Origin of the sequence: Murimonas intestini (genome assembly GCF_024622195.1) — a bacterium.
Taxonomy (GTDB): domain Bacteria; phylum Bacillota; class Clostridia; order Lachnospirales; family Lachnospiraceae; genus Murimonas; species Murimonas intestini.
Map to the genome: position 1 here is coordinate 781,199 of NZ_JANKBI010000001.1, position 24,805 is coordinate 806,003.

Sequence of the window (24,805 nt, forward strand, 5' to 3'; positions counted from 1 at the left end):
TCCTCCTTCTAATCATTCCAATTTATTGTCCACAGGATATATTATAGCACACTATCCGTTTAAACGGTAGCCGCGGGATGACTGATACTTTTTATCATAAGCAGCAGTTCCTGAAATGATACGGTAAGGTACTTATCTTTGTGGTATATAACATGAAGTTCGTTCTTCAGGCTGATCCCTTCTATCTGTATTTCTGCAAGACTTCCCTCTCTCATCTCTTTTTCAACAAGTATATCCGGAAGGAATGTGATTCCAAGGCCTGCCCTTGCTGCCTCTATGAGGGCCTGAGAATTTACGCTGACCCAGACGGGATGGGCTGTGCACCCTTTCAAAAGCATGGCGCTGTCAAATGCATCCCGGATAGCGCTGCCCCTTTCCCTTAACAGGAGCTTTTCTCTGCACAGAGCAGACGGACTGATGGTTTTCTGCCGGGGAGATCCCTCCACGCGTGCTGTATCCCTGCTTTTTCTGCTCTCATCACAGTCCTCATGTATATATCCGGGAGCACAGACAGCCTTCAGACTGTAGGAGTCAAATGTGAAGCTCTCATATGGCCCTTCCGGGATCACGCCTTCTATGAGAGCGGCATCCACCTCTCCCTTTTCCAGCAGTTTTACTGCATTTGAGGCGCTTACTACCTCCACCTCAGTCCTGATTCCGGGATGCTTCTCTTGAATTTTCCTGATTATCCCGGGCAGCCAGAACCCTGCAATGGTGATGCTGGATGCAAGCCTGACCGGAGTGTCTTTTTCCAGCTCCTTCATCCTCTTCTCCAGGCTCTCGCAGGATGACAGGACCGGAAGGCTCTCCTGCAGCAGCAGCCTTCCGCATGCTGTAAGACAGACCTTTTTTGATGTTCTGTCAAAAAGAGCTGTCCCCGCCATTTCCTCTAGCTCCTTAATTGCATGGGATACAGCCGATTGTGTGATATATAGCTGCGCAGCTGCTTTTGTAAAACTCCTGTTATCAGCCACAGCCCTCAGAATCTGAAGATGCCGCAATGTCATCTGATCTCCTCCTATCATGAAATAAATTCATGGATTTTATAAAATTATATCATTTTACAAATAGGTGTACAAGCTTTATAGTAGATGGATGGCAGGGAATATTACAGGTCGACAGCCGAACTGCAACCAGGGATTTACATGCCAAAACGACAGAAAGGAATTTCTCATGAAAAATAAACAAAGGCAGAATAATCTGCGTACTCTCCTATGGCTGACATGCATCCACTTTTTTATCAGCGCTTTTACATTTGGCGGCGGATATGTGGTGGTGCCCATGGTCAGAAAATACTTTGTTCAGAAGAAAAAATATTTCAGCGAAGACGAACTGATGGACATCGCTGCAGTCTCCCAGTCCTCTCCCGGGGCCATTGCCGTCAATCTGGCCGCTCTGACGGGCTGGCGCATATGCGGAGCCGCCGGTGCTGTTCTCTGCTGTCTGGGAGCTATACTCCCTCCCCTTATTATTTTATCAGTCATATCTACTTTTTACACCGCCTTTGCTTCTAATCTTATTATAGCTGCAGTGCTGAAGGGGATGCAGGCAGGTGTGGCGGCGCTTATCGCGGACCTTGTCCTGGAAATGTATGCGCTTATTATAAAGCAGCGCTCAAAACTGCTCACATTAATGGTGCCTGCTGTTTTCCTGGCAAATTTCATTCTGGATATCAATGTGGCAGTCCTGCTGCTCCTGTGCTGTCTTTGCAGCCTTATTGCTGCTTTAATTGAAAAAAGGAGGAAAAAATTTTGACGGAACGTCTGATAGAATTATTTTATGCCTTCTGGCAGATAGGTTTTTTCTCCATAGGCGGAGGATATGCCATCATTCCTCTGATCCAGGAACAGGTAGTTGAAAAATACGGATGGCTGACTGAAAAGGTCTTTGCCGATATCATTACAATCTCCCAGATGACCCCGGGGCCCCTGGCCGTCAATACCTCCACCTTTGTGGGTCTGAAGGCCGCCGGCCTGCCCGGTGCCGCTGCCGCCACCCTGGGCTGTATCATCTCCGGAGTTGTCATTGCTCTATTGCTTGACTCATTTTTCCAGAAGCACAGCGGCTCCTATTACATACCAAAAATACTGAACAGCCTGAAAGCAGCTTCCCTGGGCCTTATCATGTCAGCTGCCGCTGTAATACTTCTGCTCACCTTCTGCGGCACCTCGGACTATAAAGCCATACAGGATCTGGATGTGATATCTGTCTTCCTGTTCCTGGGTGCCTTCTTTGCAATGAGGAAGTGGAAACTAAATCCCATCCTGCTCATGGTCATCTGCGGAATCCTGGGAGGCTTTCTTTACATTTAACTCAGTCCTCACTATATACTGGGGAGTATTGTTCAGGTTCAGGATCGCTTTGCCCAGGTACTCCCCAATGATCCCCAGCATAAGCAGGACGATCCCAAAGAATACGAACATTGCGCACATTACGGAGGACCATCCCATGGGGATAGCCGGGTCCATGATCTTTCTGATAAGGACGACCAGGGCGCCTATAAAGCCGCCGCCTGCAAACAGACATCCCAGTATCATGGAGATCCTGAGAGGCACAACAGTATAGTTCAGACAGGACAGCCATAATGTAAGAAGCTTCTTAAATGTATAGTTTGACTTTCCCTCTTCCCTTTCAAAATGTTCAACCTCCACATTCGCCACGCTCCCTGTAGTCCTGTAGAAAAGCACCTGCAGGTACAGGTTATAATTCGTATATTTTACGATCTCATCTCTCACAAATCTGGCGCATATCCAGAAATTGCTGGCGCTGACACCTTTAGGCCGCTTTATCATATGCCACGTGAGGAAACCCGCCGCTTTACTTGTAATTTTCTTTATAAATCCAAATTTCTTTTCCGCAAAACGGGCGAATACAACATCATACCCTTCACTTATCTTTTCTATAAGCTTATGTATCTGTGAGGGGTGTGTCTGAAGATCATCGTCCATCCCTATGATATACTCCCCCTCTGTGTAATGCAGGCCTGCCATGATGGCATTATGCTGTCCGAAATTTTTCGACAGGCTGATCCCCTTCACAAAAGGATATTGTTCACAGAGGGCGGTAATTGCCTCAAAAGTATTGTCCTTTGAATAATCATTGACCAGCACAAATTCACATTCATAGCCGGGTATTTTTTCAAATTCTTCCACAGTCAGCCTGACCACGTCCCCTATTGTCCTGGCGCTGTTATAACAAGGTATTACTATAGATACCAACATGTTTTTTCCTCCTAAACGGAATAGACGAAAATCCCCAGCAGGATCACGCATATTCCAAGAATCTTCCTCTTTGAGAATCTCTCCTTCAGCAGAAAATATCCCATGACGGAAACATAGATGTAGCTGGTAGATTCCAGCATCGGCTGCATAGACAGAGGCACGGTCTTCAGTGCCAGCATTGTCAGGATCGTGGATACAAAAAACATCCCGTAGGCAATGATCACGTAAGGATTTAAATATTCCCTGAGTTTCGTATCGTAATGCCTGTATGTGGCCTTCTTTAAAAGTATCTGGGACACCGCTGAGATAAAAACTGAAACCAGCAGCAATATTACTGAATATGTCATATTATTCATCGCCAGTCACCACCAGGTATATCCCCGCGAAAATAATGGCAGCCCCCAGAATCATCTTCCAGGTGATCACTTCCTGAAAGAACAGGGTCCCCCACACCATTCCCCATACAAGCCCCACCGGTTTATTGGAAAAGGCAACTGTCAGAGGGACATGCTTTAAGATCTGCTGCCAGATAAGAGCATAGCCGAACATGATAAAAAGCACAAGCCCGTACCAGATAAAAAATGACAGCGAAAACATTTCTTCATTGGCAGCCATTTTAGAAGCCACTCCTCCCAGCGAGGAAAACAAAAGGCTGGCATGAAGGGCCAGGAAAAGTTTCAGATTCATTTTGGAATTTATTTTTTTTACCATCTAATCACCCAGGCTTTCAGACCCGCCATCTATTACAAGCTCGATATTGTCCATTACCTCTGCCATACGTCTCCGGCACTCTTCCAGAGTACTTCCTTTTATAATGACCTGCCCCAGCCTGTCCCTTCCATTTTGGTACCGGCTGACCCGGTCCCCTGTTTTTGCGCCAAACGTAAGATCGCATATATCATCTGCCATCTCATTATTATTCCTGATCTCCCTGAGTATCCCATTTCTGTCAGACCCGATTATATGGGAGATACTGGCAAAAGGAACCCTGCCGTCCAGACGGAAAAAGCCGCTCACATCTTCACCCGCAGCCTGCCTGCAGATAACCTCATAATAATTGCACCCATAATAATTGCTGATGATCTCAGGGATACATGTAGCTCCGGGGCGGCCGTTGATTTCTATCAGATATACCCTGCCATCCCTGAGCATGAGATCACAGTTAAAGGGGCCATTCTGGATGCCGAGAGCATTTCCGGCCTTTGTTACAAGCGCCCTGATCTCTTCCAGCATATCCTGATATTCGAATGGCGCCCAGTGTCCCACCGGAGTAGCCACCTGGCCCCCCATATAAGCTTCTGTTCCAAAGGGGAGCAGAAACACCAGCTTCCCCTCAGAAAACATGCCGTCGGCGCCAAATAAAAGCCCGTCTATAAATTCCTCCACAAGACAGTACTCCTGTCTTGTCTCATCCATCACTTTCACAAAAGCAGCATGAGCTTCCTCACGTGTATTGCACCTGTATATACCGCGGCTACCCATCAGGTCCACTGCCTTAACAGCTGCCGGAAGTCCCAGACTGTCAAGGGCGCTCTCCAGATCAGCTTCATTTTTTACAACGCGGTAATCTGCACAGCGCACTCCTGCCTCCACAAATGCTTTTTTACTCATATATTTATTAGAAGCCGCTGCCGCCGCCTGCTGTGATATCCCGCAAAGTCCCAGTTTATCACATGCCCTGCCCATGGCAACGATACCTGTATCCATTCCGCATGTAGTGACGCCGTCCACCTGCAGCCTGCACGCCTCTTCTGCCACAGCTTCGGGATCTGTGATATCCACATAACAGCATTCATCCGCCGCCGCAAATCCAGGGTAATCTCCCGGAATACTGGCAGCCACCGCATGATATCCCAGCCGCTTTGCAGCCTCGATCAGCGGAACCTGAGCATAGATAGCGCCCAGTACCATAATTTTCTTCATGTCTATATCTCCTTACAGATGGTCCGGCAAGTCAAATCTGTCATGCCGCAATGATCCCATCCCTTTTATACACCCGACCATTATATCATCTCATATGCCAAATCTCAACATTTTTTGTGGATTCAAGGTGTTTTCGGATGTTATCCTTTCTTTTCCCCAAAAGCTGTAGTATTATATAGGCAGCGCCTGCCTGTATCGCGCTATATAGAAATATTGAATTAAATTGAATAACAAGAGATTTTGCAAAACGGAGGCAGCAAAATGAAAAAAATAGCAATATTACAGTCCAACTATATTCCTTGGAAGGGATATTTTGACATCATCAACATGGTGGATGAATTTATACTTTACGACGATATGCAGTACACCCGCCGGGACTGGCGCAACAGAAACAAGATCAAAACAACAGACGGAGTCAAATGGCTCTCTATTCCTGTTATCAATAAGGGGAAATTCTTTCAGAAAATAAACGAAACAGAAGTGCTTGACCATAAATGGTGCCAGGAACACTGGAAAACCATTTCCTATAATTATGCCAAAGCGCCTCATTTCAAGGAGTATTCGGACCGCATCAGAAAAGTCTACGAGGCCTGTGAAAATGAAACATACATAAGCCGCATCAATTACCTTTTTCTGACAGAGATATGCCGAATTCTGAATATCAACACAAAAATCACCTGGTCCTCTGACTATGAGCTGGTGGATGGAAAAACAGAACGGCTGGTGGGTCTGTGCAAATCGGCTGGCGGAACAGAGTATCTCTCCGGCCCCGCTGCCAGAGATTATATCGTAGACGAACTTTTCGAGGAGGCCGGCATCACTTTAAAATATATGGACTACTCAGGCTACCCGGAATACTCCCAGCTCTTCGGCGCCTTCGAGCATGCCGTCTCTGTGCTGGATCTTATCTTTAACGAAGGTGACAATGCCTGCAGATATATGAAAAGCTTTGGAATGAGCTCCCTTTAAGAAGAAGCTCTAAACCACAAAAGGACAGTCCTGTTATCCCCCATGGGATACCAGAACTGCCCTTTTTATTTCTGAGGCAATGAGCCCCGTGAACATGCCTGTATGTGAATTTGGCGGCTGCCGCGATCATATCAGATAAGAAAATCCTTCAGCCTCTTGCTTCTGGACGGATGGCGCAGCTTGCGCAGAGCCTTCGCCTCTATCTGACGGATACGTTCTCTGGTGACATTGAATTCTTTTCCTACTTCTTCCAGGGTCCTTGCCCGGCCGTCTATCAGGCCGAAGCGCAGCTGTACTACCTGCCTCTCCCTGTCTGTCAGAGATTCAAGTGCAGTCCCAAGCTCCGCCCGGAGCATAGAAAATGCCGCTGAATCTGCCGGTGAAAGCGCAGAATCGTCCTCAATGAAATCTCCAAGATGGCTGTCATCCTCCTCACCGATAGGTGTATCCAAAGATACAGGATCCCTGGAGATCTTCAGTACTTCACGCACCTTTGACACAGGCACATTAAGACGCTCTGCCACTTCTTCCGGGGTCGGTTCACGCCCCAGCTCCTGCAGCAGGGTCCTTGTCATCCTGAGTGTCTTATTGATGGTCTCTACCATATGGACGGGTACACGGATAGTCCTGCCCGTGTCAGCAATTCCCCTGGTTATAGCCTGGCGGATCCACCATGTGGCATATGTACTGAACTTGTATCCTTTTGTGTAATCGAATTTATCTACAGCCTTCATAAGCCCCATATTTCCCTCCTGGATCAGATCCAGGAAAGGCATTCCGCGGCCAACGTATTTTTTTGCGATACTGACAACAAGCCTTAAGTTAGCTTCCGTGAGGGACTTCTTAGCTTCTTCATCGCCCTGTTCAACTTTTTTTGCCAGCTCCACTTCTTCTTCTGTACTGAGCAGAGGTACATTACCGATCTCCTTTAAATACATTCTGACCGGATCCTCTGTGCTGACGCCTTCCAAGACATCCACATCGTCAATGATCTCGACTTCATCCTCCTCATCCAGAAGGATATCGTCATCGCTTTCCAAAAGCAGGTCGACTGTGTCTTCTTCAACGCCAGATTGTAAAATATCAATATTGCTTTTCTCGAGATATTCCAGGATAAGGTCCATCTTATCCTCGCTCAGCTCGATTCCCTTGAATGCGTCATTAATCTCACTGTATTCCAACACATTCTTCTTCGTCCTGGCTAATTCCACCAGACCTTTTAACGCTTTTGTAAATTGTTCCTGAAATTCATCCATATATATTTACTCTCTCCTAAGGTTATGAAGATATCGTTCCTACCTACAATACCATTTTTGACATTCCCTGTCAACTTTTGTGGTGTGTATTCCAAAAAATAAACAGAATAGAGCCTAAAAAGATAAAAATATCAGAGATATTGAAAACCACCTGGCGGAACTTTTTCCATTTGACATTGAAGCTGAAATAGTCCACCACATATCCCCGAACCAGCCTGTCACACACATTGCTCAGGGCTCCGCCTGTTACCAGGGCTAGCGAAAATTTTAGAAATCCTCTGCCCTTCAGCCCAAGGCTGTATAAAAATCCCAAAACCACACAAAGCGCAAGCCCAAGTGAAAATCCGGCCACCATCTCCTGACGGCCCTCCATAAAGTTTAACATGGCCCCTTTGTTGTGTACTTTTCTCAGGAGGAATTTTCCTCCCAGGATCTCCCTGGCCTCTCCTTCTTTTCCCTCATTCTCTATCTTCTGTTTGATATAAGAATCCGCGCCAAAGATCGAAGCAGGTATTAATAAATAAAACATTTACTAGCCCTCCAGGCTCAGGACGCCTCTCATCTCAATATGGGGACCGCCCGTATGCTCAATATACTGTCTTGTGATCACTACAGTACCAATATTGTCATCTTTTGGTATCTCATACATGATATCCAGCATGAACTCCTCTATGATCGCCCTCAGAGCCCTCGCGCCTGTCTTTTTCTCCAATGCCTTTTCAGCGATGGCCTCAAGGGCCTGATCCTCAAATTCCAGCCTGACCTCATCTAAAGCCAGCAGCTTCTGGTACTGCTTAAGTATGGCATTCTTCGGTTCCTTCAATATTTTTACCAGCATATCTTTTGTAAGTCCCTGAAGCGTATAGACAATGGGAAGCCTTCCGATGAACTCAGGGATCATCCCAAAGTTCCTGATGTCCTCCAGAGTCACCTTGCTCAGGATATCCGGATCATTGTCATATTTATCCTTTAAATCCGCCCTGAAGCCTATGGAAGCCTGCTTGTTCAGCCTTTCCTTTATAATGTCTTCCAGCCCCGGGAATGCGCCGCCACAGATAAATAATATATTTCTTGTATTGACTGTTGTAAGAGGAACCATGGCATTCTTGCTGTTGGCCCCCACAGGCACCTCCACATCGCTTCCCTCTAAAAGCTTCAGCATGCCCTGCTGCACTGATTCTCCGCTGACATCCCTCTGGTTTGTATTCTTCTTTTTTGCTATCTTGTCAATCTCATCGATGAAGATGATTCCCCGCTCAGCTTTCTCCACATCATTGTCGGCTGCAGCCAGAAGCTTTGTGACAACACTCTCAATATCATCTCCAATATAGCCCGCCTCTGTGAGGGAGGTGGCATCTGCTATGGCCAGGGGCACATCCAGCAGCCTTGCCAGAGTCTTTACAAGATAAGTCTTCCCGCTTCCGGTTGGCCCGATCATCAGCATATTTGACTTTTCAATCTCAATATCATCCATGCTCCCTGTCTCCACCCTTTTATAATGGTTATAGACAGCTACAGAAATAACTTTCTTCGCATACTCCTGGCCGATCACAAACTCATCCAGCTGAGCCTTGATCTTATGAGGCGCCGGGATCGATTTAATATCAAAAGCCACATGCGGCTCCTCCTTCGGCTTCTTTTTCTTTATCTTCTGCCTCTGGGGGATCTGGTCTGCCATGTCATTGAGGTTGAAAAAACTGAGGTTTGGCATATTTGTCATATTAGGCATGTTTGTCATATTCGACAGCATATCCGCATAAGGCATATTAGGGTCATTCATGGAATCAAATGCCTTCTGCATACACTCTGAGCAAATATGAATGTTGTTCGGAAGATGGACCATCTTTCCCGCCCTGCTTTCCGGCCTGCGGCAGACAAAACAGACATCCTCATACTCATCTTCAGTCTTCTTTCCGCCTTCTTTTTTATTTTTATCAGCAGAAGCTGCTTTTACCTTTTCCGGTTTGTCATTATCATCTGCATGATCCTCATGCAGTGAATCTATATCCAGAATTTCATCTATATTATTATTATCAGACATATGGTATCCTCTCTTTATTTTTCGACTTAATTCCCATACTATACTTTAGTATTATAGCCCAGATGGATATCTTACACAAGTGAAGATTTTATAAACAAGAATGAGAACTCTGCCCGGACAAATGCCCGAAAAGCGTTCCCATTCTAATCATGATCCGTATTCTTTTATCTCTGGAATATCCCATCTGACCTTTCCGGCAGCTGCCCTTGCTGCTGTCCCTCACCTGAGGAAGACGCTGCTTCCGGTTTCTCACCAAGTGTGATCGTAACTGTTCTCTCTATATATTCGCCATTATCAGCTGTTGCCACAACCACATCTATAGTCTCGCCGACTTTGTAGTACTTCATCCTCTCCAGCAGGTCACTGGCTGACGCCACGTTCACGCCATCGACTTTTATGATGATATCGCCCTTATGGATTCCTGCCTTCTCTGCCGGGGTTCCTTCTGTTACTTCATATACAAAAGCTCCTGACGGCATGTTGTACACCTGCCTGGCCTCTGCGGAGACATCATATGGGGAAATTCCCATATATCCCTTTTCTTCCTCTGTCACCTTGCTCCTCGTCGTGCGGTTCATCAGCTCGTCTAGTATCGGCTTCGCCGTATTGATTGGGATTGCGTATCCCATACCTTCCACACCGGACGCTGCTGCCTTTACAGAATTGATTCCTATAAGTTCTCCCTTTATATTGAGAAGCGCGCCGCCGCTGTTTCCAAAGTTTATGGCTGCATCAGTCTGTATCATGCTGTTTGTTATATTGTCAACTGTCACTTCCCTGTTCAGGGCGCTGATATATCCTGCTGTCAGCGACTGTCCGTAGCCAAGAGCATTTCCTATGGCTATGGCCTGCTGTCCTACCTCAAGTGAATCAGAGTCACCAAGGGTAGCTATTTTTATCTGTTCTTTAACATCCGCCGGAATGTCAGAGAGATTTACTGCCACTACAGCCAGGTCATGGTCAGGATCTGTACCCTTTACCTGAGCCTGGACAACTGAACTCTCAGGATCATCCACATCTACTGTAAAGTACACACTGAGCTCTTCTGCCCCATCCACCACATGATTATTAGTTGCTATGAGAAGTTCTGAATCATTCTGGTCAATAATAACACCTGAACCGCTGCTGAGTGCTTCCCTCTGTGTTGTCCCGAAAAACAGATCCTGGACTTCTTTCACACTCTTATTCGTGATCGCCACGATAGAAGGCATTGAATTCCTGGCTACCGCTGCAACACCATCAGACGATCCGCTGACAGCATTAACTTCTTTAGACTCTGCCTCTGTACCTGAAGCGCTGCCCTGCATCTCTTTTGAAGATATACCACTGTCTATGCCCTTGGCAGTCTCAATCTTGTTTTTTCCGGCAGCCGTAACTGTATCCTGTCCTGTTATTTTAGCTCCAAAATAATTTGTCGCCTGGAAGGCTGCCCCGCCCACTACGCCAAATACAAGAGCCAGACATGCCGCAACTGCTATCTTACGACCCAGCCCTCTCTTGTGAGGCTGTTTTTCCTTTTTCTCTTTCTCAGGTTTCGGAGGTTCCTGCTGGTAATAGCCCTGGTAATTTCCATACCCGCCGTACCCCTGCCCGTTTCCCTGGCCTCCGTCTGAATACCTGTAAGTATTTCCTGATGACTGCTGTCCCGACTGATTGTCATTCTGCTGGTAAGACTGGCTTCCTGTACTGCTGTATGGCTGATTTCCAAAATTTCCCGTTCCCGTGGCATTGCTGCCTTTTTCATAAGTATAATGATAAAAAGACGAATTTTCACTGCTCCCCTGCTCCTGCGGCACGGTTTCCCTCTCTGTGCTTGTGTTCTCAGGCTCTGTATGATTTACAGGATCAGTATTATCGAACTCGTTATTCATATAAACTACCTCCTTTTTATTCTCTGTCTGTAACTATTCACAGTTTATCAGGGAATTGTGTTCAATCTGTGTTTAATCTTTTAAAAGTTTATTTCAAGCCACATTTTTTGCCGAAAAGGAGATTTCCGGTTACTACTCTACAGTGACAGACTTTGCCAGATTTCTTGGTTTATCCACGTCGCAGCCCTTTCCGATAGCCACATAGTATCCGAAAAGCTGCAGCGGGATGACCGCCAGGGAGTTTGTGAAGTATTTATTGTTCTTCGGGATATATATCACATAGTCAGCGCTTTTTTCCACTTCTACATTATCCGCATTTGTCACTGCCAGTATAAAGGCACCCCTTGTTTTTACCTCAACCATATTGCTGATCATCTTTTTATAGAGGTCTTCCTGTGTCAGGACAGCGGCTACCAGCGTCCCCTCTTCTATCAGTGAGATGGTGCCATGCTTCAGCTCCCCGGCAGCGTAAGCCTCGGAATGGATATATGAGATTTCTTTCAGCTTCAGGGAACCCTCAAGAGAGATCGCATAATCGATTCCACGCCCTATAAAGAAAACATCTTTTGCGGCAATATATCTGTTTGCAAACTTCTGTATCTTTTCTTTATTATTCAGAAGCATCTCTATCTGCTGCGGAAGAAGCTGCAGATCCCGGATGTATCCGGCCAGTTCTTCATCATTGATCCTGCCCCGCACATGGGCAAACTTCAGGGCAAGGAGATATTCTGCAATGAGCTGGGTGCTGTACGCTTTTGTGGTGGCTACAGCTATCTCCGGCCCCGCCCAGGTATACATTACATTATCCGCCTCCCGGGCAATAGAGCTTCCAACCACATTCACTATCCCCAGAACTCTGCAGCCTCTCGCTTTCGCTTCTCTGAGGGCAGCAAGGGAATCTGCCGTCTCACCTGACTGGCTGACAATAATTACAAGAGTTCCTTCCTCCAGTATAGGATCCCTGTACCTGAATTCTGAGGCCAGGTCTACCTCTACGGGAATCCTGGCAAGTCCCTCAAAAACATATTTTGCAGTCACACCTGTATGATATGCTGAGCCGCAGGCCACTATGAAGATCTTTCTGACAGCCCTGATCTCTTCGTCTGTCATGCCCAGTTCCTCTATTTCAATCCTGCTGCCTTTCAGCCGGGGATTCAGAGTATCGGTGACTGCCTTTGGCTGTTCATACATCTCCTTCTGCATAAAATGCTCATAGCCGCCCTTTTCAGCCGCACTGATATCCCACTCGATCGTCACTGGTTCCTTTTCGATCTCCTCAGCGTCTATATTATAAAAAGTCATGGAATCCTTTTTAAGTACCACAACCTCCTCATTCTCTATAAAATATACCCTTCTCGTATATTTTAATACGGCCGGCACATCTGAGGCGATCAGATTGCCCCCCTCTGCGTGTCCCACGATGAGCGGGCTGTCTTTTCGGACTGCGTACAGCTCGTCAGGGTGATCCAGAAACATGATTCCAAGAGCATACGAGCCCTCCACCCTGTTCATGATCTTTGTCACTGTCTCCAGCGGATCGCCTTTATAATAGTAATCCAGAAGGTGGGCCACAACCTCTGTATCCGTATCTGATATAAATTCATAGCCCTTTGACTGAAGCTTTTTTTTCAACTTTATATAGTTTTCTATGATCCCATTATGTACAACCACAATGGAACGGTCTTTATTAAAATGCGGATGAGCATTTGTATCTGTAGGCGCCCCGTGGGTGGCCCATCTTGTATGGCCTATCCCCGAAGTTCCGGGCATAGTCTCCCCTCCATGGGTAAGCTCCTCCAGGACCTTCAGCCTTCCGGTTGACTTTGTCATCTTTATCTCGCTTCCGTCATAGACAGCGATGCCGGCCGAATCATATCCCCGGTATTCCAGCTTAGACAATCCATCCAAAAGGATGGGGCCCGCCTGATTCTCACCAATATAACCTACAATTCCACACATGTTCATTTCCTCCTTTTTATTGATGCCCGCAAAAATAATGTCTGTTCATGGTACATTTTAATACCAGCCATTTTGGAAGCTTCTTATATGCCTTCCCCATCCTGTACCCTAAAAACTTAAATCCGCTCTTAAGGACAAGATCAAAGATCAGCCACGGTTTATGGATTTTACAAAGATATGAGGCTGTCTGCTTTACCAGCTTTATCCCCTCACTCTCTGACCTGGCCATCCCAAACACCTCCGGGTGGTCAGCCTGTGAAACTCCCATATCAAAATTCCTGTGAAACTGCTCAAGGCAGCCGTAATTATGGGAATGGACCACCTTAGCGTCCGCCGCATATGCGATCTTAGCTCCGGCCTGGATCAGCCTGCCGGCAAAAATCATATCTTCATTAAAAATCGTGTGTTTTTCAAAGCCTCCCAGCTTCTCATACCAGCTGCGGCTGTATGCCGCGCAGACATTGGAACAGAAGAATGTCTTGATCCCCATCTCCTGCAGGTCTTCCTTTGATTTGATCCTGCTCTGTCCGGGATAATTAAAGCTTCTTGTATATTTTTCTACAATGCTGCAGTCCTCACAGGGAAGCTGCCTGGCATATGCCACCCCTATGCCGGGATCTTCAAAACATGCCGCCAGCCTTTCAACAAGGCGCTCATCCGCCGGAACTGCATCCTGCGTCATAAACAAAATAATATCTCCGTCCAAAAGACAGGCGGCCCTATCTCTAGTGCCGCCATGGTCAAATTCTTCCCGGGGAAGGTGCCTGATCTCTACATTCGGCAGCTTATCATATCCCTCCTTTGGGAAGAGGGACGCGTCCGTATTCATAACGAGGATGCGTCCGATCTGATACGTCTGCTTAAAAAGCATCTGCATCAGATTATGAAATTTTTCATCCGGCTTAAAAGTCGGTATTACTATATCTACAGTTTTTTTCATCCTTTACTGCACTCCGGTCTCATTAATGATTTTATTGCTGATCTCCTGCACCGTAGCTGACGGGGTGTAATCCTCGCTTCCAAACATCCACTGGTGCAGCTGCTGTACATTATTTGCCAGATTATTTGGTACTACACAGTCATTTCTGGAAGGGATGGTCATTGGAGTCTGGTTAAACGGGAAACCTGTTGTATCCACAAAATTATAAGACGCCGCGTTTGTCGCAAGGCTGAGTATCTCTGTAGTGCTGAGGCTGGTTGCTACCTCAGGGAGCACATCGTCAATAATGCCGTTTAAAGTGAGAGGATCTGTATTCTTAACCTTCTCAATGATCTTGCTTAATACAAGCCTCTGACGTTCTGTCCTCTTAAAGTCGTCACCGCCGCCGTATCTGATCCTGCAGTATGCGAGCGCCTGGATACCGTTTACGGTCTGAAGCCCTGACTGAGTCAGGTTCTCATAATCGACTCCTGTGACCTGCTTATTTTCCACTGAATAATCATTGATATAGACAACCTCATCATCTGTGATATCCAGTTCAATGCCGCCCAGTCTGTCCACCACGGCAACTACCGCGTTAAAATTCACCGTCACAAAATCTTCAATATTCAGATCCAGGTTCTTATTCAGCATATTCCTGGAACGTTCCGGACCGCCAAAGTAATAACACTCCGTCGCCTTCCTGTACTCTCCGTTCGTATTGTCCAGATAAGTATCCCTGTAGACTGAGACCAGCTTCACATCTTTTGTCTTGTTATTGATACTGGCTATCATGATCGTGTCACTGTGGGCATCCGTTGTCAGATTGCCGTCCCTGGAGTCCACGCCATACAAGACTATATTTGTATACTGCTTCATAAGGTCTGCTTCCGAGGTTGGGATATTTTCATTTAGAACGACATCTCCAACATTTTCATGCCTCAGCTTTGTAAATTTAGAGAATACAAATAATCCTACTGCCAGTACAAGAAGAGCCAGGATCTCCACTGCGAACATGACACGCTTCTTCCCTTTTTTCCTGGGTGGCTGCTGCACGGGCGGTCTGCCTGCCGGCGGCCTGTATCCTCCTGCGGGCCTTGCCGGACCTCTCCCCGGTTCCTGTGGCCTCCTGGCGCCTCTTGGCGCTCCCTGTCCGTATGGCTGTCCATAAGGACCCTGGTTATATCCCGGGCGCCCGTTTCTGGGCGGCGGCCCTCCTGCTCCCGGACCATATCCCGGCTGTCTGGCCCCTCCCTGTGGCGGCCTTCCCTGGCCTGCCGGTCCCTGGCCGTAGCCCTGCCTTGGTCCTGGTCCCTGCGTATGTCTCTGGTTCATGTTTGGGACATTTGGCCCCTGGCTCCTGGCTCCGCCCTCAGGGCGCTGCCCTGACCGTCGGTTCCCCTGCGCCGCCGGCCTTGAATCAGCTCTGGTATTGTTCTGACTATTGCTGCCATTACCATTTTTTCTTTCAGTCATTATATTCCCCTTTTCTAATATGCATTCTTGTTTACAAATCCTTTAAATACAGTGAGCAAAAGAATCTTGAAATCGAGTCCCACTGTCCAGTTTTCAATATAGTACAGATCGTACTCGATCCGGCGCCTGATAGATGTATCCCCTCTGTAGCCATTTACCTGCGCCCAGCCAGTCATCCCCGGCCTCACCTGGTGCTTAACCATATATCTTGGAATCTCTTCCCTGAATTTTTCCACAAACTGCGGCCTCTCCGGCCTGGGCCCCACAAGGCTCATGTCCCCCTTCAGGACATTGAACAGCTGAGGCAGTTCATCAATACTTGTCCTCCGCATGAATTTCCCTATACCTGTCACCCGGGGATCATTCTTTACTGTCCATCCCGCCTTCTCCTCCTGTTCCCTCTGTATCTCCATGGAACGGAACTTATACATCATAAAAGGCCTGTTGTGGAGTCCCACTCTCTCCTGCTTAAAGATCAGCGGTCCGGGCGATGTCAGCTTCACAAGCGCCGCAGCGGCCAGCATTACCGGTGAAAACAGCACGATCGCACATATTGATCCCACGATATCTACAGTCCTCTTAACCAGCATGTTAAAAGTGTTTGTCAGCGGCACGTGGCGGATATTTATCACAGGAAGCCCCAGCAGGTCTTCTGTGTAAGGTTTTGTCGGAATAATGTTATTATAATCCGGAATAAATTTTGTATGCACACCTGACTTTTCACACAGGGAAACAATATGTTCCAGCTTATAATACTCATTCAGCCCAAGAGTGATGGCTATTTCATCCAGCCTGTTCTCAGGCAGGATCACCATCAGATTGTCTATCCGTCCGATCACCTTTACACCCTTGTAAGTTGTCCCGCGCTCCACATTATCGTCAAGGATCCCCCGTATGAGATAGCCCCACTGGGGATTCGCTTTTATGCGGTCTATATACTCCTCCGCTCCCCTGCTGTAGCCAACCAGCAGGATATGCTTCAGATTCATGCCCTTCTTCCTCATATTCATGAGTACCATGCGGATCAGGATGCGCACCAGCACCTCCAGGCACATGTTCAGTCCGAAGAACATAAAAACCATCTTTCGTGAAAAGTCATCAAGATGAGTCAAAAACAGCACAAAAAAGAAGCATAGCAGGGCGATAACATTTGCCTTAAAAATATTGCTGATTTCCAGGCGTCTTCCCTGTACCCTCTTAGGCGTATAGAGATTAAAGGCATAATACAGGAGCAGAAGCCCCGGCACCACAAAAATAAGAGCCGACATGTAAGTCCCCACGGGAAGCTTGCCAGTCGTCTCATCTACTATAAATTCGAACTGAATAAACCATGCTAAAAGATAGGAAGCTGCAATGACAAAGGCATCAATCACGACATGCAGCCTGTTAAAATACTTCTGATTGTCTTTTATCACCGTTTATCACTCCTTGCTTTATCTATCGTAATCCTCCGCACATATCTTCAGAGGCAGATCTCTTATTGGAATATAATACAATACATCCCCCAAAAGGGCAACTGTTTTTAAATAAAGTTTTCCTTAAAAGCCCAGCTTTCTGACTATATTCCTCCATAATTCCAACTGTATTATAAGATAATTTCTAATATTTTTCGTTTTAAATCTGACTTTGCTGCATTTATTCGCTGTCCTGAGACCATAAAAAACACCTTTGACGTACTCTCCCCCATAACCTTTCACAGAAAAAAACACGCCTTTAATAACAAATCCCAAAGCAAGCAGGGGAAGGTTCAGCACTATCTGGAGAATCGGCATGTTTTTATAGATCACATACACATTATTTCTGGATGAATAGCGGATCTTAAATTCATTGTAAACAGACCCGGTCGTACCGCTGCCATGGTGGTAAACCACTGCATCAGCGGCAAAACGGTTCTCATACCCGGATATCCTGGCCCTGTATCCCATATCCACATCCTCCAGGTATGCAAAATGCCTCTCATCAAAAAGGCCGATCTCTTTAAAAACTGATTTCCTGTATATTGCGGCTGCAGCACAGCTGGCAAATATCCTGCGGGATTTCTGATAATCTGTCTCCGGCTTCCCTTTGCCCTCTGCAAAGGCCCACCCAAGTGCACAGTAGAAATCTCCCGCATCGTCCATCTTATCAGGCGATGACATCATCACTACCTTCGCCTGGACTGAAAAACAGCCGGGATATTTCTTTATCTCAGCCAGCAGCTTTTGGACAAGCTGGATATCCGCCCTTGTATCGTTGTTCAGCAGGATCACGTAAGGGCTTGTGCTCATCCTGATTCCTTCATTTACAGCTCTGCAGAAGCCATAATTCTTCTCCAGCCTCTTAATTCTGACCTTGGGATATCTCTCCCGGACAAAGGAGACGCTATCATCCTCTGAACCATTGTCCACAAGGATAGTCTCAAAATCTCTCATGCTCTGTACTTCCAGGGAATCAAGACAGTCCTTCAGATATCCCATTCCATTGTAATTCGGTATCACGATGGATACTTCGCTCATATTCCATTCCTCTTTTATTCCAGATTTCTAAGCTCATAATTCCATGAGGTCAGGGAAAGGTTCGGATTATAATAAGGGTCCCCATTTTTCAGTATATTTATCCAATGTCCCCTCATATACTCAATCTCGCTCTGAAATCTCCGCACCTTCTCTTTTGTATCTTCCACTCCTCTTGTCTTTGACTCATCATGATACATCTCAACATACGGGTCGTATACCACAAGATAACCGGCCTTCCTCACCCTCAGGCAGAAATCCACATCGTTAAATGCCACAGCCAGTTTCTCTTCAAAGCCTCCGGCCTCTTCCCACACGCTCCGTTTCACCATCATACAGGCTGCCGTCACAGCGCTCAGATCCTGCTGGAGTCTGGCTTTATGCAGATAGCCCGAGCGGCTCCTGGGCATGTTCACAAAAAGACTGCCTGCTATGCCGCCGATGCCGATAACGATTCCCGCATGCTGTATGGTATCATCGGGATAGTACAGTCTTGCTCCCACAATTCCCGTATCAGGCCTCTGGCAGTGTCCCAGCAGTTCCTCCATCCAGTCCGGTGTGATGACAGTGATGTCATTATTCAGGCAGATAATATACTCGCCCTTTGCTTCAGAAAAACCGTAATTGTTGATTGCCGAATAATTAAATCCGCTCTCCCAGCGCACGACCTTTATATTCTCCTGGGCTTCCAGGGATCTGTAGAGTTCAAATGTCTCATCCTCCACACTGTTATTTTCAACAATGATAATTTCATACCTGGGGTATGTGGTCTTCTCCCTGACCGACCTGAGACACTGCCGGAGCGTATCTGCATGGTCTTTATTCGGTATCACCACTGACACAAGAGGGGTATCTTTTACCTTGTATTTCACTCTGTAAAAACCGTAATCAGGCGTATGGCTGACCTCTCCCTGTAGCCCGCACCTGTCAAGATGGGACTCTATAGCTCTTTTTCCCGCCTCAAAGGCATACATTTTGCTGGCGGGATTATCTGCTGTGGATGCTTTATGCACCCTCCAGTGATAAAGTATCTTCGGCACATGGACGACTTCCCCTGCCTTTTCCGTACATCGGAATATAAAATCATAGTCCTGGGCGCCGTCGAACTCACTCCTGAGTCCGCCCACTTCCTCCAGAAGAGTCTTCCTTACAACAAACCAGTGACAGATATAATTATTTGCCCGAAGCAGGTCCGGGCTGAAGTCAGGCTTAAAATGAGGCTGAAAATGCTCAGTCAGTTCTGTATCCACCTTGTCCTCATCTGTATAGACCGCATCCGCCCCGGGGTGTTCCTGCAAAGCCTTCAACACCTCATAGACCGCAGAGGGGGCAAGCAGATCATCGTGGTCCAAAAGAGCCACAAAATCACCATCCGCCATCTCAAAAGCCGCGTTTGTATTGCCCGCGATCCCCAGATTTTTTTCCAGCCTCCTGTATTTGATCCTGCCGTCCCTGCCTGAATATTCAAGGACAATCTCCCTGACTCTGGCTCCCTGCTCAGTATCAGGGCTGCCGTCCGCCAGGCAGAGCTCCCAATTTGTATATGTCTGCAGCTGTACACACTCAATCAGCTGGCGCAGAAATTTTTCCGGAGTATTATAAAGCGGTACTGCCAGGCTGATTTTTAAACTGAATTCCAGGCTGTGCTTTCTCTGCCTCTCCAGTTCATTTTCATCAGGAACCTGGCTCATATACCATTCATTATAGTCGATATCTGTATTTTCAAAACGTTCCCCCAGCCTTGAAGCAAATTCTTTTGGACCGTAATGCTTCAGGTAAAGGATCCCCTTTTTTATGTTATAAGGAGAAAGTCTTTTAATAAGCTTTCCCCATGAAATTTTCCGAGCCATATTGACCTCACATTTATTTCCTTATAAAGAACTGTGTGACAGCCTCTGCCACTTTTTCTCTGTCATCCTGCCCCAGATTATAATAAAGGGGAAGCCTGAGCAGACGTTCGCTCTCCTTTGTTGTATAACGGTCCTCTCCGTAAAAGCGGCCGAATTTCATCCCTGCAGGTGCAGTGTGCAGCGGCACATAGTGGAATACGCTCTGTATCCCTCTGTCCCTCAGCCATCCGATCAGCTTCTGCCTTGTATCCAGGTCCTTCACTTTAATATAGTACATATGAGCATTATGTTCTGCATATTCAGGTATATACGGCTGCTCTATATATCCGGCTCCCGCCAGCGGACGCAGAGCTTCATCATAAAACTCCCAGGTCCTCATGCGGTCCGCCTTGATCTCATCTGCCATCTCCAGCTGCGCCCACAGGTATGCTGCGTTCATATCGCTTGGAAGATAAGAAGAACCGTAATCTACCCACGTATATTTGTCAAGCTGCCCTCTGAAGAATTTACTTCTGTTTGTACCTTTTTCCCTCAGTATCTCAGCCTTTTCTATATATTCTTCTTTGTCAAAAAGGATGGCGCCGCCCTCTCCCATAGAATAATTCTTTGTCTCATGGAAGCTGAAGCATCCAAAGTCGCCAATTGTTCCCAGGGCATGTCCCTTATAATAAGAATCAACACCCTGTGCCGCATCTTCCACCACTGCCAGACTGTGGTCTTCTGCTATTTCCATCAGTTCATCCATTTCACAGCTTACGCCTGCATAATGGACCGGCACGATCGCCTTTGTCTTTTTTGTAACTGCTTCAGCCACCAGACGCTCATCCATATTCATTGTTTCAGGATGTACATCCACAAACACAAGACTGGCTCCCCGCTGCACAAAGGCATCAGCAGTAGATACGAATGTATAAGAGGGAAGGATGACTTCATCTCCCGGACAGATTCCTGCCAGCAGAGCAGCCATTTCAAGGGCATGGGTACATGATGTGGTCAGCAGTGCATGACTGATATGGTAGCGCTCTGTTATCCACGCTGAACATTTCTTCGTAAACTCTCCGTCACCGCTGATCTTCCCATTCTCCACAGCTTTTTTTATATATTCAAATTCTTTGCCCGTACAGGGCGGTACATTAAAATTTATCATTTTTCTCCTCTACTTCCCTCTCCTAGATATGATTCAAGCTGCCCCAATATGTAAGGATCAGGACTCCCAGGTAAGCATATATGGCTATGAACGCCATTATAACAGTGATGATGCGGATGACCGCCTCTGTCTTCTCCGGCTTTATAAAATGCTCCAGCACGATTCTTATGCCATGTGTCACAAAATACATCAGCGGGATCAGCATCGGCATCAGATAACGTCCCTGAGGCTGATAGTCACTGAAATATGAATAATACAATGCCAGCCCAAAAGGTATTACCGCTGCCACGGCCATAGCTGCATGAAAAAGACGTGACTTTGCAGCCGCAGATTTTTCTCTGCAGACAGGCTTTACAATGCCTGCCTTCTTCTTCCAGGCTTTTAACAGCAGGCTTCCCGCTGATATCCAGAATATAAAAGCATAGAAAAAGTAATTCCAGTTCGGAAGATACACTGCCATATAGCCGAATACTCCCACAAAGCTCCGCCATGACACTGCAAACCAGCCGCTCTTTCCCATGAACATTTCCACTATAGACTGACCAGAGCTGTACGGTGTCTGCCTCATAGACGGCTTCAGGCTGTCCACGGCAAATTTTTCCGCATACTCGGAGCCTATGTTCATTGCAAGGATATCTCCGTCATAAATAATATAATTTCTGATAAAATACCATCCTGTCAGCGCCAGAACAAGCACAGTGATGAGCGCCGCCCTTTTAGCGATCTCCTTAGGAGCAGTCTTCTGAATTGAAAGGCTGGCAAAGAAAAGGATAATGCTGCACAATATAAATCCATAGGAATTATAATATGTCAGGGTACAGATCACAATACCGGCTGCCAGGCCTATGCAATGCTTATACTTCCACCCTGACTCCATGCCGCAGATCCACATATAGACAATGATGGATGAACCGAACAGAGCCATGATATCATTATTCACGTAAGAAGCCAGGTATAAGAACTGAGGCAGAAGCCCGATAAGTGAAACAAACAGCATCCTGTACTTTTTTTCAAAAAGCTTTTTAGACATCAGGATCGTCATCCAGACTGTCCCCGCGCCGCAGCAGACACTTACCATGCGCGCAGCAAATATAAGCGCCCCGTCTCTTTTGGAGATAATGCTCATGACCTTCATAAACAACGCTTCTATAATATAGCTCAGCTGAGGACCAAACCCATAAGAAAGCCCCCACTGGGCGCTTCTGATCAGCGGATCGCCCCCGTGGGGAAGCTTCCCATAATTGAAGATAAATGCCGGTATCTGATATCTCATAGCTTCATCGGGAGCTGAATCAAAGGGCTGGAAAAACGCCCACAGAGTCATCGCAAGGAATACAGCTCCTGTAAATATCAGCTCTTTTGACCATTTTTTCATCCAATCAGCCTTTTTTGTTTTCATTCTTTTTTTCTCCTGCAAATACTTTGAGCACCTTCTTTTTCAAAAACAGCTTGTATGCCCTTGTCCCCTGTATATAATTCAGGCGCTGCTCCCTGTCGCTCAGGCTGCTGCCAAGCTCTTCATTCTTTTTATTCAGATCTTCAATCACAGCCAGCAATTCATCTCTGTTCTGCTTTGCCAGCTTCAGGGCCGCTTTCACCCCGTCATTCTCACCCAGGTTTTTAGAGGTAATCTCATATGAGATCCATATCCTCTCGGGCTTCATCGTCTCAGGTATCTCCCATATCACCTGGGGATCCCCGTCTTCAAAAATGAATTCACGCTTCTTGAAGAAGACGGCATTATGGCGCATATCCTCCAGAAACACTTCCCTCTCCCTTTTATTCTCCAGGATCTGGAAACGCAGGTTCTTCACAGAGCAGGGCAGGTTCAGGGGATCCAGGCGGAGCACGCGCAGATCCTTATACGGCCTTAAGTCAATTGATATATTTACTTTATTCTGGTCTTCTTCTATCTTGAACACCTGGCTCTTTTCCTCTGAGAAGGAACAGTCTGCTCCCATAAAAAGCTGGGCGAAGTAATTTACATCCGTGATCCAGCCGGACAGAGGCCGGCTCTTCTTCTCATATGCCTTGAGCGCATTCTCATATGAATCTTCCCCGCCCTGGACATACTGGTTAAAGGAATCATTCATCTGCCGGAATATCTCAGCATCCCCGGGCCTGATTCCAAACATCTGGTACAGGCTGTCCTGCTCTGCAACAGCATTGAGTTCCTTTCCGTGTTTGATATAGAGAGCCAGCACTGCCCTGTAATAGACAAAGTCCACCGGAACCGGAAAATCAAATATCCATTCATAATCAATGATCCTGCTGCTTCCATCAGCTGTCAGGATCAGATTGTCCAGCGTCAGGTCTATGTCCAGCTTTCTGCAGGCCTTTTTCCCTTCCAGCCACTCATGCTTTCCAAATACCTCTTCAAATTCAGGCGTGCTTTTGAACTCTTCTACAAGGCCGTCACAGGCAGATTCCACGATCTTTCTGTACTTTTCAAGAACTTTTGCCAGTTTCTCCACATTCCCGTTTTTGATCGCTTCTAAAAGCAAATTATAGTAAGTATCACCTTCCACAAACTCTAATATGACCCCGCCATCCGCTCTCTTACAAGGTGTAAACAGGTCGATCCCCTTTGCCGAGAAATAGACATAATTCTCAAACATGCGCTCCACATGTGCCACTGAGGCTTCGCCGAGGGGCTGCTTGGCGACTTTTTTCACGCCGTCCTCCAGGTATATGCCTGTCTCTATCTGAAATCTTTCATCCCGCTCTTTTGTGAATTTAGAAAATATTTTCTTCAAGGTCCTTCTCCTCTGTTTTTCTGCCAATCTCTATAAAAAAAGAATTAGAAAAAAAGTCAAATTTGCCGCTCTCCACAATGTCCTGGAAAACCGCAGTCTCATCAAACAGCCGAAGCCTGTCGCTGTCATAGCTCTCCAGGGCACATACAAGATCCTCAGCCTTCGGCATATAATCATCTGAAAAGATCTGTGAAGGGAACTTATAATCAGGGAACGGATAATAAAAATCTATGGTGCTGTAGCCTGCATCCTTAATGATCTCTGTGATCTCATCCTTTCCAAAAGTCCGCACCATGCTGTCCGTCTGCCTGTAGCCCTCCAGCCCGTCAAAGAAACGTCCCGTATGGTCCTCCCTGCATCCCGCCCAGTACTTCAGCCCATACCTGTTTTCAATGGCTATTAAAACCTTTCCGTCAGGCTTTAAAAGGGCTCCGATATTCTCCAGAAATGCTCTGAACGGCTGGTCTGCAGCTGTATAATACGCTGCGTACTCCAGGACGCCTATGAGGGTGATATAATCAAATTTCTCCTGAAACAGGATATCATTAAAATTTCCTACCATGATCTTCAGATTGCCGCATTCTTTATTTCTGTGGGCATTTATGAGAGAACGGCGTTTAGAGAGCTCCACACATGTCACCTCCGCAGCCTTCCCGCAGAGGGCGCCTGTGACTGCACCGCAGCCTGCGCCTATCTCAAGGACACTGGCATTCTTTCTGAATGGATACCACTGTACAATGCTCTGGCGCACAGGCGAAAAATGGTAGAGTACCGGCCAGCGGCTGTCCTCTCTGATAATCCTGTTCACATCGGACTCTTTCTTGATCCAGTTAAGCAGGACATTTTCGATGTCACCGTCACTGTAGCTGTCCGCTCCCTGGTAAAAGGTATAGTCTAGTTTTACTTTTCCTATCTGCTCTTCCAC

Annotated in this window: 22 protein-coding genes; 3 read left to right on the plus strand and 19 right to left on the minus strand. The window is 46.7% G+C overall.

What is annotated here, in order from left to right:
• Positions 1–59: 59 nt before the first annotated feature.
• Complete coding sequence (locus NSB28_RS03630) at positions 60–1,007, minus strand: LysR family transcriptional regulator (protein ID WP_109624155.1); 948 nt, start codon at positions 1,005–1,007, stop codon at positions 60–62.
• Positions 1,008–1,173: 166 nt separating this feature from the next.
• Here NSB28_RS03630 and NSB28_RS03635 point away from each other — a divergent pair, with 166 nt between their 5' ends.
• On the plus strand, positions 1,174–1,755 hold the full coding sequence (locus NSB28_RS03635; RefSeq protein ID WP_109624154.1) for a chromate transporter: 582 nt from the start codon (positions 1,174–1,176) through the stop codon (positions 1,753–1,755).
• Positions 1,752–2,312 (plus strand): chromate transporter, encoded by a 561-nt coding sequence (locus NSB28_RS03640; protein WP_207708124.1) that lies wholly within the window; start codon positions 1,752–1,754, stop codon positions 2,310–2,312. The genes NSB28_RS03635 and NSB28_RS03640 overlap by 4 nt, the downstream gene beginning before the upstream one ends.
• Here NSB28_RS03640 and NSB28_RS03645 read toward each other — a convergent pair.
• Genes NSB28_RS03645 through NSB28_RS03660 form a run of 4 tightly spaced genes read right to left on the minus strand, consistent with a single transcriptional unit; the run spans position 2,253 to position 5,144 of the window.
• A complete protein-coding gene (locus NSB28_RS03645; RefSeq protein ID WP_109624153.1) occupies positions 2,253–3,221 on the minus strand; it encodes a glycosyltransferase family 2 protein in 969 nt (322 codons plus the stop codon). The two genes, NSB28_RS03640 and NSB28_RS03645, sit on opposite strands and share 60 nt — an antisense overlap.
• A gap of 11 nt (positions 3,222–3,232) precedes the next feature.
• A complete protein-coding gene (locus tag NSB28_RS03650; RefSeq protein ID WP_109624152.1) occupies positions 3,233–3,577 on the minus strand; it encodes an EamA family transporter in 345 nt (114 codons plus the stop codon).
• Entirely contained in the window at positions 3,570–3,932 is a 363-nt protein-coding gene (locus NSB28_RS03655) for a transporter (RefSeq protein ID WP_109624151.1), read from the minus strand. Before NSB28_RS03655 ends, NSB28_RS03650 begins: the two co-directional genes overlap by 8 nt.
• On the minus strand, positions 3,933–5,144 hold the full coding sequence (locus NSB28_RS03660) for an ATP-grasp domain-containing protein (protein WP_109624150.1): 1,212 nt from the start codon (positions 5,142–5,144) through the stop codon (positions 3,933–3,935).
• A 261-nt stretch (positions 5,145–5,405) separates the two neighbouring features.
• Between NSB28_RS03660 and NSB28_RS03665 the strand changes: the two genes are divergently transcribed.
• Entirely contained in the window at positions 5,406–6,113 is a 708-nt protein-coding gene (locus NSB28_RS03665) for a WbqC family protein (protein ID WP_109624149.1), read from the plus strand.
• Positions 6,114–6,244: 131 nt separating this feature from the next.
• On the opposite strand, the gene rpoD is transcribed toward NSB28_RS03665, so the two are convergent.
• The 14 genes from rpoD to NSB28_RS03735 form a co-directional block, all read right to left on the minus strand.
• Positions 6,245–7,369, minus strand: coding sequence for an RNA polymerase sigma factor RpoD (gene rpoD, locus NSB28_RS03670; protein ID WP_109624148.1), 1,125 nt, complete (start codon positions 7,367–7,369; stop codon positions 6,245–6,247).
• 70 nt (positions 7,370–7,439) lie between these two features.
• Positions 7,440–7,898 carry a signal peptidase II gene (locus NSB28_RS03675; protein ID WP_109624147.1) on the minus strand — a complete coding sequence of 153 codons (459 nt, stop codon included), beginning with the start codon at positions 7,896–7,898 and terminating at the stop codon, positions 7,440–7,442.
• 3 nt (positions 7,899–7,901) lie between these two features.
• A complete protein-coding gene (gene clpX / locus NSB28_RS03680) occupies positions 7,902–9,410 on the minus strand; it encodes an ATP-dependent Clp protease ATP-binding subunit ClpX (protein ID WP_109624146.1) in 1,509 nt (502 codons plus the stop codon).
• A gap of 164 nt (positions 9,411–9,574) precedes the next feature.
• Positions 9,575–11,281, minus strand: coding sequence for a S1C family serine protease (locus tag NSB28_RS03685; protein ID WP_109624145.1), 1,707 nt, complete (start codon positions 11,279–11,281; stop codon positions 9,575–9,577).
• 132 nt (positions 11,282–11,413) lie between these two features.
• Positions 11,414–13,240, minus strand: coding sequence for a glutamine--fructose-6-phosphate transaminase (isomerizing) (glmS, locus tag NSB28_RS03690; RefSeq protein WP_109624144.1), 1,827 nt, complete (start codon positions 13,238–13,240; stop codon positions 11,414–11,416).
• 16 nt (positions 13,241–13,256) lie between these two features.
• Positions 13,257–14,180: a glycosyltransferase family 2 protein gene (locus tag NSB28_RS03695; protein WP_109624143.1), complete on the minus strand. Its 924-nt coding sequence runs from the start codon at positions 14,178–14,180 to the stop codon at positions 13,257–13,259.
• A gap of 3 nt (positions 14,181–14,183) precedes the next feature.
• Entirely contained in the window at positions 14,184–15,635 is a 1,452-nt protein-coding gene (locus NSB28_RS03700) for an LCP family protein (RefSeq protein ID WP_109624142.1), read from the minus strand.
• A 14-nt stretch (positions 15,636–15,649) separates the two neighbouring features.
• A complete protein-coding gene (locus NSB28_RS03705; RefSeq protein ID WP_109624141.1) occupies positions 15,650–17,050 on the minus strand; it encodes an undecaprenyl-phosphate glucose phosphotransferase in 1,401 nt (466 codons plus the stop codon).
• A gap of 123 nt (positions 17,051–17,173) precedes the next feature.
• Positions 17,174–18,130: a glycosyltransferase family 2 protein gene (locus NSB28_RS03710; protein ID WP_109624140.1), complete on the minus strand. Its 957-nt coding sequence runs from the start codon at positions 18,128–18,130 to the stop codon at positions 17,174–17,176.
• A gap of 14 nt (positions 18,131–18,144) precedes the next feature.
• A complete protein-coding gene (locus tag NSB28_RS03715) occupies positions 18,145–19,977 on the minus strand; it encodes a glycosyltransferase family 2 protein (RefSeq protein ID WP_109624139.1) in 1,833 nt (610 codons plus the stop codon).
• Positions 19,978–19,990: 13 nt separating this feature from the next.
• Positions 19,991–21,124, minus strand: a complete 1,134-nt coding sequence (gene rffA / locus NSB28_RS03720) for a dTDP-4-amino-4,6-dideoxygalactose transaminase (RefSeq protein ID WP_109624138.1) — start codon at positions 21,122–21,124, stop codon at positions 19,991–19,993.
• A 22-nt stretch (positions 21,125–21,146) separates the two neighbouring features.
• Positions 21,147–22,523: a glycosyltransferase family protein gene (locus NSB28_RS03725; RefSeq protein ID WP_109624137.1), complete on the minus strand. Its 1,377-nt coding sequence runs from the start codon at positions 22,521–22,523 to the stop codon at positions 21,147–21,149.
• Positions 22,504–23,880 (minus strand): hypothetical protein, encoded by a 1,377-nt coding sequence (locus tag NSB28_RS03730; protein ID WP_109624136.1) that lies wholly within the window; start codon positions 23,878–23,880, stop codon positions 22,504–22,506. The genes NSB28_RS03725 and NSB28_RS03730 overlap by 20 nt, the downstream gene beginning before the upstream one ends.
• Positions 23,861–24,805 carry a class I SAM-dependent methyltransferase gene (locus NSB28_RS03735; RefSeq protein WP_109624135.1) on the minus strand — a complete coding sequence of 315 codons (945 nt, stop codon included), beginning with the start codon at positions 24,803–24,805 and terminating at the stop codon, positions 23,861–23,863. Before NSB28_RS03735 ends, NSB28_RS03730 begins: the two co-directional genes overlap by 20 nt.